Annotated in this window: 12 protein-coding genes; 7 read left to right on the plus strand and 5 right to left on the minus strand. The window is 44.1% G+C overall.

Translation table 11 applies throughout. The features are described 5' to 3' along the window. Positions 1-306: 306 nt before the first annotated feature. Both DN068_RS15150 and DN068_RS15155 read right to left on the minus strand, forming a co-directional pair. Positions 307-1,128 (minus strand): hypothetical protein, encoded by an 822-nt coding sequence (locus tag DN068_RS15150; RefSeq protein ID WP_123985367.1) that lies wholly within the window; start codon positions 1,126-1,128, stop codon positions 307-309. Between the two features lie 234 nt (positions 1,129-1,362). Then, on the minus strand, positions 1,363-1,881 hold the full coding sequence (locus tag DN068_RS15155) for a ferritin (protein WP_110999784.1): 519 nt from the start codon (positions 1,879-1,881) through the stop codon (positions 1,363-1,365). A 490-nt stretch (positions 1,882-2,371) separates the two neighbouring features. Between DN068_RS15155 and DN068_RS15160 the strand changes: the two genes are divergently transcribed. The 3 genes from DN068_RS15160 to DN068_RS15170 are packed head-to-tail and all read left to right on the plus strand — an operon-like array spanning position 2,372 to position 4,912. Beyond that, a complete protein-coding gene (locus DN068_RS15160; RefSeq protein WP_110999785.1) occupies positions 2,372-3,745 on the plus strand; it encodes a pyridoxal-phosphate dependent enzyme in 1,374 nt (457 codons plus the stop codon). A 6-nt stretch (positions 3,746-3,751) separates the two neighbouring features. Continuing rightward, a complete protein-coding gene (locus tag DN068_RS15165) occupies positions 3,752-4,117 on the plus strand; it encodes a hypothetical protein (protein WP_123985368.1) in 366 nt (121 codons plus the stop codon). Positions 4,118-4,120: 3 nt separating this feature from the next. Beyond that, entirely contained in the window at positions 4,121-4,912 is a 792-nt protein-coding gene (locus DN068_RS15170) for an ABC transporter substrate-binding protein (RefSeq protein ID WP_243630268.1), read from the plus strand. Between the two features lie 273 nt (positions 4,913-5,185). Here DN068_RS15170 and DN068_RS15175 read toward each other — a convergent pair whose 3' ends face one another. Then, the gene (locus DN068_RS15175; protein WP_110999787.1) at positions 5,186-6,061 is read right to left on the minus strand and encodes a hypothetical protein; all 876 of its coding nucleotides are present in this window, start codon (positions 6,059-6,061) and stop codon (positions 5,186-5,188) included. Between the two features lie 146 nt (positions 6,062-6,207). On the opposite strand from DN068_RS15175, the gene DN068_RS15180 reads away from it, so the two are divergent. From DN068_RS15180 to DN068_RS15195, 4 genes are all read left to right on the plus strand, one after another. Next, positions 6,208-7,794: a glycosyltransferase family 39 protein gene (locus tag DN068_RS15180; protein ID WP_110999788.1), complete on the plus strand. Its 1,587-nt coding sequence runs from the start codon at positions 6,208-6,210 to the stop codon at positions 7,792-7,794. A 309-nt stretch (positions 7,795-8,103) separates the two neighbouring features. Then, the gene (locus DN068_RS15185) at positions 8,104-9,162 is read left to right on the plus strand and encodes a class I fructose-bisphosphate aldolase (protein ID WP_110999789.1); all 1,059 of its coding nucleotides are present in this window, start codon (positions 8,104-8,106) and stop codon (positions 9,160-9,162) included. A gap of 169 nt (positions 9,163-9,331) precedes the next feature. Further along, the gene (locus DN068_RS15190) at positions 9,332-11,098 is read left to right on the plus strand and encodes a T9SS type A sorting domain-containing protein (RefSeq protein ID WP_110999790.1); all 1,767 of its coding nucleotides are present in this window, start codon (positions 9,332-9,334) and stop codon (positions 11,096-11,098) included. A gap of 86 nt (positions 11,099-11,184) precedes the next feature. Further along, entirely contained in the window at positions 11,185-11,460 is a 276-nt protein-coding gene (locus tag DN068_RS15195; RefSeq protein ID WP_110999791.1) for a carboxypeptidase-like regulatory domain-containing protein, read from the plus strand. Between the two features lie 259 nt (positions 11,461-11,719). On the opposite strand, the gene DN068_RS15200 is transcribed toward DN068_RS15195, so the two are convergent. Next, positions 11,720-12,694 (minus strand): electron transfer flavoprotein subunit alpha/FixB family protein, encoded by a 975-nt coding sequence (locus DN068_RS15200; RefSeq protein ID WP_110999792.1) that lies wholly within the window; start codon positions 12,692-12,694, stop codon positions 11,720-11,722. A 90-nt stretch (positions 12,695-12,784) separates the two neighbouring features. Further along, the gene (locus DN068_RS15205) at positions 12,785-13,528 is read right to left on the minus strand and encodes an electron transfer flavoprotein subunit beta/FixA family protein (protein WP_110999793.1); all 744 of its coding nucleotides are present in this window, start codon (positions 13,526-13,528) and stop codon (positions 12,785-12,787) included. Between the last annotated feature and the right edge of the window lie 435 nt (positions 13,529-13,963).

A 13,963-nucleotide genomic window follows, 5' to 3' on the forward strand; every position in this document is an offset into this window, starting at 1 on the left:
ATGCCTGGTTTCTCGGCATGACATGCGCGAATAACACACATCGTGTCTTAGCGCCATTGCGAGAGATTTTCAATGTTAGTGAGACTTTGCAAAATTGAGTTTATATATCGTGGGATGCCTCGTATCTCGGCATGACATGCGCGAATAACACACATCGTGTCTTAGCGCCGTTGCGAGAGATTTTTCAATGTTAGTGAGACTTTGCAAAATTGAATTTATACATCGTGGGATGCCTCGTATCTCGGCATGACATGCGCGAATAACACACGTCGTGTCTTAGCGCCGTTGCGAGAGATTTTTTCAATGTTAGTGAGCTGTTTTAGCCGAACTGCTACCTGTACGGAACCGCGGCGCCAGATTAAACGTCACACCCAGCGACATATAAAACGGCGATGGATTGTTGAGATGTTCTGAGGTTGCCATGTTTACACCAGCGCCTGTTTGCAGGTTGAATTTGGCGTATTTGCCACCAACGGAAAAATCAATAAACGGTTCCCAGAATACAAAACTTGAGCCCTGAATACGCACACCAGAGCCGGAGAGATTTTCTTCCATATTTGGGTCGGTAGAGGAGAAGTCGGTGAAGTGCTGATAAGAAAAGCGCATCCCACCAGCAATCTCTACAATGTCTTTAATCTTCGCACCACAGGTTGGCTGGATGAAAATGCGATTGTAATTGGCACGGAAATTACCATCTATCGCTTTCAGATTATCACGATTGATGCTGCCAAATCCGCCACCGGCATAAATTTCAAATTGTCCGACACGACCGAACGGCATATAATAACCGGCACCAAATTCAAAGCGATTACCTGAATAGTGAATGCTATCTTGTTCTGTGTTGCCCAGTGTGAGCCAATTTTCATCATTGGCGAAACGGTTGGTGTTGCGGAAGCTCACCATCAATCCCAGACCTTTTATTGGCGATGCAGAAAAATCCAGCGAAGGACTCATGGAAACATGTCCAGAAATTTGATTCTGCACTTTAGTAGCGGCGGTCAGTTTCATCTCGCCGGCTTCACTCAAAAAAGGAACATTCGCCCGGTCAGGAAAATAAATTCGCGGGGAACATGAACTAACGAACAGTGCTAAAATAGCGAGGGTATATAATGGGAGTCTGGTTTTCATTGTGCGAAAATAGTCAATATGATTAATGTGGGCTGATAATGTGTTTAATGTGGTAAATGTGATTAATGTGCCAGTCCATAATTTTCCATATTCACCACATTGATCGCATTTATTTTATTGCGGGCAACACATTTACCATTTTATAGTAATTGTGTTGACCACATTGATCACATTATTTTATTTGCGGGCAACACATTTATCATATTAATCACATTAAACACATTGAAGCGGCCGCTAGCGGCGTCCAGGTCCCTTATTATCCTGATCCAGCGAAAGAATATCACGGTCAAATAGATATAAGCCACCACGGTCATCACCGATCATTTCCAGTTTATCGTTGCAGTCGCGGGCGAGTTTTTCTTCTTCTATCTGTTCATTCACATACCATTGAAGGAAATTGTAGGTAGCATAATCTTTTTCGCGCAGCGCCATATCTACGAGATCATTGATGCCTGCACTTACTTCAAGCTCATGTTTATAAAGCATTTCAAAAGCCTGTTTCAGCGATACAAATGTAAGCGTAGGCTGGGCCAATGGCGGCACTACGGCAAATCCACCGCGTTCGTTGATATAGTGGATGAATTTGAGCATGTGCATTCTTTCTTCATCGCTATGCCGGAAAAAGAAGGCCGTCACGCCTTTCAGCCCAGGCTGTATCTCAGCCCAGCTGGCCATAGCAAGATATGCCTGCGAACTCTGCGCTTCCATTAGTAATTGCTGATTAAGTGCTTTCTGCATGTTTTCACTGAGCATAATGTGTGGTTTTGTTCTAAGTTACTTAATTTTTTTAATGTGTTAAATCTGTTTAATGTGGGGAATGTGCTACTCTGCGCGAGTCTTAAAATGTATGCTTTAAATGCTTTAAATGTGTGAATGTGTGAATGTGTGAATGTGTGAATGTGTTGAATGTGTTGAATGTGTTGAATGTGGAAAATGTGGAGAAACATATTAATCATTTTCTGACACATTAAAGCACATTAATTAAAGAACACATTAAACACATTATTTCGGGAACACATTAACCACATTCTGACACATTAAAGCACATTAATTAAAGAACACATTAAACACATTATTTCGGGAACACATTAACCACATTCTGACATATTAAAGCACATTAATTAAAGAACACATTAATCACATTCCCCACATTAAACACATTATTGCGGGACCACATTAACCACATTGCCATGCAGTATTTTGAAGAAAAGGTTACCTTAGCGACTAACCTCAAATTGCTATAATGAATCCGAATAAACGGGTATACGACAATATCCTCCAAACGATTGGTAATACTCCTCTTGTAAAATTGAATAAAATAGTAGCGGACCTTCCGTGTACCGTGTATGCGAAAGTAGAGACCTTTAATCCGGGCAATTCTATCAAAGACCGTATGGCTTTGAAAATGCTGGAAGTGGCGGAGAAAGAAGGCAAAATCAAACCGGGCGGTACTATTATTGAAGGTACATCCGGCAATACAGGCATGGGATTGGCGCTGGCAGCGATCATTAAAGGCTACCGCTGTATTTTTACCACTACCGATAAACAATCAAAAGAAAAAGTAGATATCCTGAAAGCCGTTGGAGCAGAAGTAATCGTTTGTCCTACAAACGTAGAGCCGGAAGACCCACGTTCTTACTATTCTGTATCTAAACGCCTGGCAAAAGAAATTCCGAATTCATGGTACGTAAATCAATACGATAACCTGGCTAATCGTCAGGCGCACTATGAACAAACCGGTCCTGAAATCTGGGATCAGACAGAAGGTAAAGTAACACACCTCGTTGTGGCGGCCGGTACTGGTGGCACAATTGTGGGTACGGGTAAATATCTCAAAGAACAAAACCCCAACGTACAGGTTTGGGCGATCGATACATATGGTTCACTGCTGAAAAAATGGTTTGATACGGGAGAGCTCGATATGAGTGAAGTACATCCGTACATCTCCGAAGGTTTCGGCGAAGATTTCCTGCCAGAAAACTATATCAAAGATGCCATCGATCATTTCGAAAAAGTAACCGATAAAGATGGTGCGGTAATGGCGCGTCGTATTTCTAAAGAAGAAGGCATTTTTGTTGGTTATTCTGCCGGTTCTGTGATTGCAGGCCTGAAGCAGATGAAAGATAAACTGAAGCCAGAAGATGTGGTGGTGGTTATTTTCCATGATCATGGCAGCCGTTATGTCGGTAAAATTTACAATGACGAATGGATGCTGGACCGTGGTTTCCTGGAAGTGAAAACCGTTCGCGATCTGGTAGGCGGTCTGGGTACGCGTCGTCTGGTGACTATTGATCAGGACAGTAAAGTTTCTGATGCAATGGAACTGATGAAGAAATATGATATCGAGCAGATTCCGGTGATGAGTAGCGGCGATATTACGGGTACGGTAACACAGACTGGTTTGTTCCGTCGACTGATGGAGGACATCGAAGTGAAAGATGCATTGGTAGCCGATGTTCAGGAAAAAGAACTGCCAGTGGTGGAAATGGATACAGCTGTTGAACGCTTGTCACATTACATCAACAAGGACAACGGTGCTGTGCTGACCAAAGATGAAAGCGGCCAGTTCCACATCCTCACCAAATATGATATTCTTACTGCTTTTTCAAAAGGCTAATTAAACGTGCGTAGTACTAAAACATTTTTTAAAGACATCATCAGCAAGCCACCCATGTTATTTCCCTGGGTGGCTTTGTTTCACCTTGTGCTCTGCTGTATTTCCATCTATATCTACAGAACAGAGCCGTTTCCATCAATAGGCTGGATACAGCCTGCATGGATCGTAGCATCTGCAATTGTTTGGATCTTCATCTGCGATATGAAACGGTGGGCGGCGTACACTTATGTATTTCTCACTTCGCTGAGTTTGCTGCTTCGTTTCCTGCTTAAGATGAACGTTACTGAAATCTCGCTTTATTCCTCGGCGCTTTTCCCGATGGATGTTATTTTCAGCTTTTTTGTCCTTTACTATTTCAAACGTTTCAGATAATACGTGCCGAAGCAAAAGATTTCCGATATGATGGGCCGGGAAATGGAAATCAATTTTCCGCCCAAACGTATTGTGTCGCTGGTACCTTCGCAGACTGAACTGTTGTATGACTTGGGTCTGGATGAAGAAGTGGTAGGTATTACGAAGTTTTGTCTGCATCCTGAAAGTTGGTTTCGAAGCAAGAAACGAATCGGCGGCACCAAGCAAGTGCATTATGAGGAAATAGCGGCTTTGCAGCCTGATCTTATTCTCGCCAATAAAGAAGAAAATACGCAAGAGATTGTCGATAAATTGTCGGCACAATTTCCGGTGTGGGTGAGCAATATTACAAGCTTGCAGGAATCGCTGGAGATGATTACAGAAGTTGGAAAGATTACAGGCACTGAAGAAAAGGCAATTGCAATCGCAAATGAAATTCGAGGTAAGTTCGATGCACTCGCTAAAGCTTCAAGACCTTTACGAGTCGCCTACTTTATCTGGCGTAATCCCTGGATGAGTGTGGGCGCTGATACGTTTATCAGTCACATGATTGCCGAAATCGGCTGGGGAAATGTTTTTGCTGATAAAGTACGTTATCCTGAAATCTCTTTGGAAGAATTAGCTCACGCAAACCCCGATCTGGTGCTGCTTTCATCAGAGCCATATCCGTTTAAAGAAAAGCATATTGCCGAAATACAGTCGGTTGTTCCCAATGCAAAAATCTTACTGGTAGACGGTGAAATGTTTAGCTGGTATGGAAGCCGTTTGAAATACGCACCTGCGTATTTCAAACAATTGACAGCGGACAGGCAATGAATGGTGAATGGTCAATTCTCAAAACGTGTAGCTTTCCACTGGCGCGAGAGTTAGCGTAGCGCTCTCGTGCCGGAATACAAGACCAGTCTCTGACTGGTGCCAAAGCCACAATTCATTTGATGACAGTCAGAGACTGTCGACGTAAATAGACACGAGAGCGCTGCGCTAACTCTCGCGCCAGAATTAAAAAACAAAGAGGTCAACGAAACGTTGACCTCTTTGTTCATATTTTAATGAGTGCATTCACCATTGCCCATTCACCATTGACGACTATTATTTAACCGCCATTCCTGTTTCGTACCAGGTTTTAGAGCTTTCAAACAGCGCTTCGCGATCGCCGCCTACGCCACCGCCGCCGTGCATACCACCACCGTGCATACCACCGCCACCGCCGTGCATGCCTCCACCGCCGCCGCCCATGTTACCCATGTTCTGACGACCAGCTACGCTGCCGTTACTCATACTGCCACCGCTGCCGCCATCTGTTTTCGGGCGTTGCAAGCCTTTAATCGAAAAGCAAATACCGATTGGTTTGTGTGCATCAGTTGCGGCGAGCGCATCTTTATAAAATGATTTGAAAGGAATCACTGCTTCCCAGATAAGTGTGTTGTATTCATCAAAACCCATACGCACATTAACGCCGCAACCATTGTTCTGTTTGATCAGGAAACTACCATTGCAGCCTTTAAAGCCGGTGAGGTACAGATCGCGTGCGCTTTCCAACATACGCTTGTGCATTTGATCTGCATCCATTTTATCCATTGGCTGCGTTTGGTCTTTTTGCACATGGGTTGGTGCATCTGCATTTTCCATCGGGTAATTGACCGAAATATTCTGTGCTTTTTTACCGCTGGTATCAATCCAAAGTGTCATGCCATTGCGCAGAATCTTCATGATCGTCATACGGTCGCCGGTTTGCATGGTGACGTACAGATTGTCTTTATCATTGGTTACCACGTAGCCGATTTTGGCTTTTTCATCGTAAAAAGGATAAGGCGAAGGCCAGTCATTGTTGGCGCCATCAACTACGATAGGCTGATCTTGCCAGGTGCCATTGGCTACCGCGTGTGTTTTTTGTGAACTTTTACAAGCGGTAAGTCCCGCTGCTACAGCGATACAGCCGATTGCAATATTGGTAACGAATCTCATATTGTTTTTATGTCAGTCGATTTAGACGAATTCAGCGGCGTAAAGTTGCATGATTACATCAAAACTTTTTGTGAAAAGATTTTAAATATATCCAAGGCGGCTGATTCTTCTATATTTGTGCCAGTAATTTATAGATAAAAAATAGCATGCATTCAGCCTCAGCAGAAAAACGCGGTTTACGTATTCTTCCTTTGCTCTTTTCCATTGGCTTGTTGCTTTTGCTTTTTGCAGGTAGTTATCATTATTTCCAATACTTTATTGATCCGGACGGCGTCAATTATCTGACTATTGCACGCCGCTATGCGACCGGCGATTATTTGCGGGCAGTCAATGGTTTGTGGAGTCCGTTCAGTCCCTGGCTGATTGCTTTGGCTATGCGGCAGGGTATAGATCCGGTGACGGCGGCTCATTTTATAAATCTGGGTGCGGCAGTTTTTGCATTGTGCGGTATGTTCTTCCTGTTTCGCAGGTTTCGTGTGCCGGATAAAATTGTGAATGCATTTATGCTTGTATTGCCGGTGTTCTTGCTGTACAGTATTTACAAGCAGTTGTTCGATGATTTATGGCAGGTTGGTTTTCTGTTGTTCTATCTTTTGCTGCTTTTATCTAAGGATTTCTTGCATCGTTGGTGGAAATGGATTTTGTGTGGAGTGTTGATCACTATGGCTTTTTACGCGAAGACTTATTCATTTTATTTTGCGCTGTTGCACTTACCTGTAACGGTATTTCTCCTTTCAAAAAAAGAAAATCGTCGGTTTAAGAAATCGATAGGCTTGTTGGTAATGGTGGCTGTCGTGTTTCTCATGCTGGTATCGCCATGGCTGAATTTGATGCACGAAAAATACGGGTCATGGACAATAAGCAATGCCGGTGCACTCAATACTTCCTGGTCGCTGAAAGGACATAAGACACTTAAAGATGGTATGACTTATCTGGTGCCGCCTTCTTATCCGGATGGGCCCAGCAATATGGAAGATCCGTCAATTAACGAAGGGTATTTAAATACATTCCTCAATAATTTCCCCGGATCGGTCATTAAGCAAATAGGGCGAAGTGGATATGCGGTAGTACAAGGCATTTATGTGACCAGTGAAATCAGTATTCTGATGTTGGGTATTATTGTGGCGACGGCGATTTTTATTTTCTTCAAGAAAGACCAACGCCTGTTTGATGATGATCATAAAGTCTTGCTCTGGGCTTCGCTGATTATGCCCCTGGGTTATTTTATGTTGCATTTTGAGGCGAGGTATATCTGGCTGCTGGCTTATGTTTCCCTCATTTTTGCGTCGGTATGGCTTGCTGCCTTTCGGGATTATATCAATAATCGTCGCGCGTTTAATATCGTATTGGCGATGGTTGTTTTTTCCTACATCGCGTATCCTGTTTACGATCTGAAAAATTTATTCCGGAACGGAGAAAGAGAATATCAGCTTTCGGAACAGATAAAAGCGTTGCACCTTAATGGTGCTTTCACATCAAACAGTGACCCTGATATCGAGTCGATCGTAGCGTATCGCACAGGTATGCCTTATTATACCATTGAATTTGCACCGCCTTCCGAGAAGGAATTGCTGCAGGAAATCAGGAAGTATAATATTAAGTACTATTTCTATTACGTAAAACCATATGATGCCGTTTCTGTTCAAATGAAAAATGAGCAGGGTAATCCGTTTCCGGAAGTGACTGGAGGAAAAATTGAAGGGCTGAAAATATTTCTGATCGATGATCGCTGATGTCTGATTTCGGGCAAACGTGAAACGTCAAATGTCAAAGCTCGTGTTTTCGTCTACTCTTGCTTGTCAGGCTGAGCGAAGTGAAGCCCGGATTCTTGTATATTTCTCACAAAGGCGCAAGGATATTTCTTTCTCACGGTGGCACGACGACGCAAAGGTTGTGTTATACCACATTGACGTTTGACGTTTGACCATTCACCATTGACTATTCACCATTGACCCTGACATTGTTATGTAATTTTGTGTATCATTTTTCACTTTTGACGCCAGATAAATTACCTTTGCGACACTTTTAAAAAAAACCATTGTATGGCTTCTCAAAAAATTCAGGAACTTCTGGGCGATCAGGCCGCATACTACTTAGACCACACGTGTACTACAATTGATAAATCATCTCTTTACCTGCCTACTGGCACTGCGGTAAATGATGTATGGATGAATTCAAACCGTAACGTACAAACGCTCCGCAGCATCAGCACGCTGATGAACCACGGTCGTCTGGCTAACTCTGGTTATGTGTCTATCCTTCCGGTAGATCAGGGTATTGAGCACAGCGCTGGCGCTTCTTTCGCTCCAAACCCAATTTACTTCGATCCTGAAAATATTGTGAAACTGGCTATCGAAGGTGGTTGTAACGCAGTTGCATCTACTTACGGCGTACTTGGTGCTGTAGCCCGCAAATATGCTCACCAGATTCCTTTCATCGTAAAGATCAATCACAACGAATTTATTTCTTACCCTAACCGTTTCGACCAAATCATGTTCGGCAATATTAAAGATGCATGGAACATGGGTGCTGTAGCGGTAGGTGCTACTATCTATTTCGGTAGCGAAGAAAGCCACCGTCAGATCGTAGAAGTAGCGAAAGCTTTCGAATACGCGCACGAACTGGGTATGGCAACTGTACTGTGGTGTTACCTGCGTAACAACTCATTCAAGAAAGATGGTGTTGATTACCACACTGCAGCAGATCTTACAGCTCAGTCTAACCACCTTGGCGTAACTATCCAGGCAGATATCATCAAACAAAAATTACCTACGAACAATGGCGGTTACACTGCTATCAACTTCGGTAAAACACATAAAGACGTTTACAACAAACTGACTACCGATCACCCAATTGATCTGGCTCGTTACCAAGTGGCAAATTGCTACATGGGTCGCGTAGGTCTCATCAACTCTGGTGGTGAATCTAAAGGTGCATCTGATATGGCAGAAGCTGTAATGACTGCAGTTGTAAACAAACGCGCTGGCGGTATGGGGCTGATCTCTGGCCGTAAAGCGTTCCAGAAACCAATGAACGAAGGTGTTTCTTTGCTGAATACTATTCAGGACGTTTACCTCGATAACAGCATCACTGTCGCTTAATTTTCGCGATTGCTATATTATTCTTTGGAAAAGCTGCCTTCGGGCAGCTTTTTTTATTGTCCGTCAACTCCTTAATTATTGCTAAGTAAAAAAGTAACAGGAATGCATTGTCTTTAATTTAAATATTAAAATATTGTTATTATATTGTTTGAGAACAAGCCCAAACTGTATGAAACAATTTCTTTACACTTTATCCGCTATTGCAATTCTGGTGGGATTGCAGAGCTGTCTTCCTACACTTACTGTTACCAATTACAGCATTTGCCAGAACAACACAGTTCCTTCCGGACAAGGGATGGTAGCGAGTACTACGCTTACTTCGTCCATCAATTGGTATGCTGCCCCGACTGGTGGTTCTGTGTTGTATACCGGAACTGTCTTCAATCCGGTGGGTGTAGCTGGCTCCGGTATTACGAATACGGGCACGTCGGGAACTACAACCTTTTACGCCATTGAACAGACCAGTACCAGTTCCCGGACTGCAGTAACGTTTACAATTAATCCGTCGCCGACAGCAAGCATTACATCGAATACCACTGTTGTCTGCAGCTCCGGCGCCAATGCGACGCTAAGTGCCAATACGGGCACCGGACTGACTTATCAGTGGAAGTTGAATGGAAGCAATGTTTCAGGCGCGACGAATGCGACTTATACGACGAATGTTACAGGTGCTTATACCTGTGCAGTTTCTAACAGTACCTGCGGCCCAATTATCTCAAATAGCATTACACTAACGGCGGGAACACCACCAACGGCAACGGCCACAGCAGCTGGGGCCACTAGTTTTTGTCCCGGAGGAAGTGTAGTGCTGAATGCCAATACAGGTACAGGTCTTACGTATCAGTGGCAACAAAACGGTTCCAATATTTCTGGTGCTACAAATGCTGCATATACCGCGAGCGGAACGGGCAGTTACACAGTAATAGTGACCAATGTCGCCGGTTGCAATGCTACATCTTCCGCCATCGCAGTTTCGGCAAACGGCAGTTTTACTGTTGCCATTGCCTATACAGGTCCGGTAAATGTATGTGCCGGAAATCCTGTGACACTTAATAGCAGCGTGTCTTCAAGTGCCGTGACTTACCAATGGAATCTTAATGGAATAGCAGTTCCGGGCGCTACGGATGCATCTTTCCAATGCGCCACTTCCGGAAATTATACAGTTACGGCGCACGATGCCAGTATTAGTTGTACGGTGACGTCCAACCCGATGGTGATTACCGTTTATCCGCAGCCCAACAGTTATGTTGCCTATGCATCGCCTTTGTCTTTTTGCGAGGGTGGGGCAGTAGTGCTGACCGCAAATACTGATCCTGCTTTAACGTGTCAATGGCTGCGTGACGGCTATGTTATTCCTGGTGCAACAGGCTATTATAATGTTGCCGAGCAAACCGGTTATTACAGTGTCATCGCAACCGATGTTCATAATTGCGCTGACACGTCAGATCGTGTTTCTATCAATGTTTTTCCGCTGCCACAGCCAACGATAACACGCACAGCTAATGTTTTTGCCACAGCATCTACTTTCAGCAATTACCAATGGCTGCGTAACGGTGCTGAAATTCCGGGTGCTACGCAATACAGTTATACGGCGACCTCTAACGGCGCTTTTTCTGTGACAGTATGGGATGCCAATAATTGTACACGGACTTCCGACGCGATTTTTATCAATGACTTGAGTGCAAATGGTGCAGTTGCTCCTTCTGATCAGATAATAGTATATCCAAACCCAACTGCGAAAATTGTATTTATAGATGCGCCTCAGTCATCGTTGAACGTATACTTGTGTACTATGGATGGTAAGCTGGTGTGCTATTGGCTTGCTACAAAAGAAGTAGATCTGACAGATGTTGCCGCAGGTAATTATGTTATGACTTTATTGGATCAGGATAACCGGGTTTTAAAAGTGGAGAAGTTGCTGAAATCGGACAAATAAAATGTTTTAAAAAATAATCTGTGGAAATATATAAACTATTATACTTGTTTATATATTTATCATAGTTTTTTAAACCACATATAAACATGGATTACAAAGTAACTATCGAAACGGGAGAATACCTTCCGGATGGTACTCCACTGGTACGTTCGTTGTTGATTAACGGCCGTGTCACTACACCGACTGGAGACCCTGTTGGCAATGCCGCTATCAGAATCATTGAGCCCGATATTAACGATATCGGCGAAGGCAGATCAAACCCTGACGGAACGTTTAGCATTCGCGTAGGCGACGACACAACGCACCAGGTATGGGTAAATGGTGTGATGTCTCAACTGGTAAAGGTTTTGACGAAAGGATAATTCTCTTGGATTCATACAACGAAAAAGATTGTCTCAGCAATGAGGCAACCTTTTTTTACACTGGCGCGAGTCTTCCGAAAGGTGACTTGTGTCTGCAATGCCACGACAGTCTCTGATTGTCCTCGTGTTCCATAAGAACCAGTCGGCAGACTGGTAAGACATTTTAGACACGGGAGCGCTGTGCTAATGCCCGCGCCAGTAAAAACGAAAACGCGGGAACATCAACCGATGCTCCCGCGTTTAATATGATTAGTTGCGACTAGTGATTCGCTTTGAATTTCTTCACTGCTTCAGTCAGTTTCGGAACGATTTCCAGTGCATCACCAACAACACCGTAGTCAGCCGCTTTAAAGAACGGAGCTTCCGGGTCTTTGTTGATAACAACAATTGTTTTAGAACCGTTTACACCCGCCAGGTGCTGGATTGCACCGGAGATACCTACAGCGATATACAGGTTCGGACGGATGGTACCACCTGTCTGACCAACGTGTTCGTGGTGCGGACGCCAGTGGCTATCTGCTACCGGACGGCTACAAGCCAGTGCTGCACCAAGTTCGTGTGCCAGGTCTTCCAGGATGCCCCAGTTTTCAGGGCCTTTCATGCCACGACCGCCAGATACTACGAGTTCAGCTTCGCTCAATGGCACTTCACCAGTTACTTTATTTACCGCTTTAACTTTTACGCTAAAGTCTTTGTCTTCGAAAGCAACATCCAGTTTTTCAACAGAAGCACTTCCTGCGCCAGCCTTCACCTGGAAAGTGTTTGGCATCAGGGTGATTACTTTTACATCGCTGGTTACATTTACGAAAGCAAAAGCTTTACCTGCAAAAACGTTTTTCTTTACTACAAAACCTTTGCTTAGGTCTGGTGCAGAAACAGCACCGGCAACCATACCAGCTTTCAGTGCAGCAGCTACGCGTGGTGCTACAGCTTTACCTGTAACATCGTGTGGTGCTACTACAACTTTTGCACCTTCTTTCTGCGCAGCAGCGATGAGCGCTTTGCTGTAGGCACGTGCGTTCAGCGTATCGAGGCGGCTGTCTGCAACCTGCAATACTTTATTGGCGCCATATTGGCCCAGACCTTGCATTTCTGCGTCGGTTGCATCACCCAATACTACAGCAGTAGTGGTAGTGCCCATGCTTTGAGCGATACCTGCAGCATATTGTACGAGTTCGAGTGTTTTCTTTTTGAAAACGCCCTGAGTATGTTCGGCTAAAACGATTACTGACATTTTAGTTTCTTTTTTGTTTTGTTGTTAAGTAGATGATTTGCGAAGCCATTTCAGTTGAACAGCTCTGCATTTTACGCCTTTACAATAAGCTTAGATCACTTTCGCTTCTGTGTGCAGCAGGCTCACCAGTTCGTCCATATTATCGGCGCTGATAAGTTTTACACCTGTTTTTGCAGGCGGCATTTCATAAGAAACGATTTGTGACAGCGGCTGAACATCTGCCGGAGCAACCACTTTCAGCGGTTTAGTGCGAGCTGCCATAATACCGCGCATGTTTGGAATGCGAGCTTCAGCAACACCTTTCTGGCAAGAGATAACTACAGGAAATGCACATGTGTCTACTTCTTCACCACCTTCAATTTCGCGGGCAACCGTTACTTCGTTACCTGCTACATCAATTTTAGTAGCGAAACCGATGTAGTTCATATCCAGCATTTCTGCGAGCATACCACCTACAACACCATTGTTGTAATCGATGGATTCTTTACCGCAGAGTACGAGATCGTAGTTTTCGCTTTTTGCGTAAGCGGCGATTTGCGCAGCTACTACATATGGGTCATTGCTGTCTGTGTCGATACGGATTGCTTCATCACCGCCCAATGCCAGCGCTTTACGGATAACCGGTTCGGCATCAGCTTTACCAACAGTTACGAGATTTACAGTTGCGGCAGTACCTGCTTCCGTCAGTTCCAGCGCACGAACCAGTGAATACCATTCATCGTAAGGGTTGATGATCATGGTAACACCCTGTGTATTAAAAGTAGTATTGTTGTCGCTGAAAGCGATCTTGGTAGTGGTGTCTGGCACCTGGCTTATACAAACTAATATCTTCATCAGAAGTGAAATTTGTTTCAAAAAGTTAGATTGCCGTAAAACGGCAGAAATCGAGTGCGAAAGTACGGGAAAATGGTCAATTTGTTATATTGACAGTAGACAATTGACAGTGGTCAATGTTGATAATTGATAATTTCCTTGCTGTTAATAAAAAAGACCGGAACGTTCCGGTCTTTATATTATCCATTTGATTTTTTTGTTTTTGGCAGACAGCCATCGGGATTGTGTGTCGCATTCCGCGGGACCCTTCCTTCGTGCCAATGACACATAACGCGTATCCACATTCCGCGGGGCCTCTCCTTCCGTCGAGGTGACAAACGCGAGTGGCTCATTATTTAACGATAAGAGTGTATAATACCATGTCTTCCCGACGAAGGAGGGAGCCCGCAAAAATATAGACAGTTATTTCTGTCATACTCTTTTGATTGCGGTCGC

The sequence above is a fragment of the Taibaiella soli genome, assembly GCF_003236175.1.
Lineage (GTDB): Bacteria > Bacteroidota > Bacteroidia > Chitinophagales > Chitinophagaceae > QKTW01.

What these genes read in the sequence shown, in the direction of transcription:
- DN068_RS15150 (WP_123985367.1), bottom strand. Translation starts at nt 1,128, where the DNA reads ATGAAAACCAGACTCCCATTATATACCCTCGCTATTTTAGCACTGTTC.
- DN068_RS15155 (WP_110999784.1), bottom strand. Translation starts at nt 1,881, where the DNA reads ATGCTCAGTGAAAACATGCAGAAAGCACTTAATCAGCAATTACTAATG.
- DN068_RS15160 (WP_110999785.1), top strand. Translation starts at nt 2,372, where the DNA reads ATGAATCCGAATAAACGGGTATACGACAATATCCTCCAAACGATTGGT.
- DN068_RS15175 (WP_110999787.1), bottom strand. Translation starts at nt 6,061, where the DNA reads ATGAGATTCGTTACCAATATTGCAATCGGCTGTATCGCTGTAGCAGCG.
- DN068_RS15180 (WP_110999788.1), top strand. Translation starts at nt 6,208, where the DNA reads ATGCATTCAGCCTCAGCAGAAAAACGCGGTTTACGTATTCTTCCTTTG.
- DN068_RS15185 (WP_110999789.1), top strand. Translation starts at nt 8,104, where the DNA reads ATGGCTTCTCAAAAAATTCAGGAACTTCTGGGCGATCAGGCCGCATAC.
- DN068_RS15190 (WP_110999790.1), top strand. Translation starts at nt 9,332, where the DNA reads ATGAAACAATTTCTTTACACTTTATCCGCTATTGCAATTCTGGTGGGA.
- DN068_RS15195 (WP_110999791.1), top strand. Translation starts at nt 11,185, where the DNA reads ATGGATTACAAAGTAACTATCGAAACGGGAGAATACCTTCCGGATGGT.
- DN068_RS15200 (WP_110999792.1), bottom strand. Translation starts at nt 12,694, where the DNA reads ATGTCAGTAATCGTTTTAGCCGAACATACTCAGGGCGTTTTCAAAAAG.
- DN068_RS15205 (WP_110999793.1), bottom strand. Translation starts at nt 13,528, where the DNA reads ATGAAGATATTAGTTTGTATAAGCCAGGTGCCAGACACCACTACCAAG.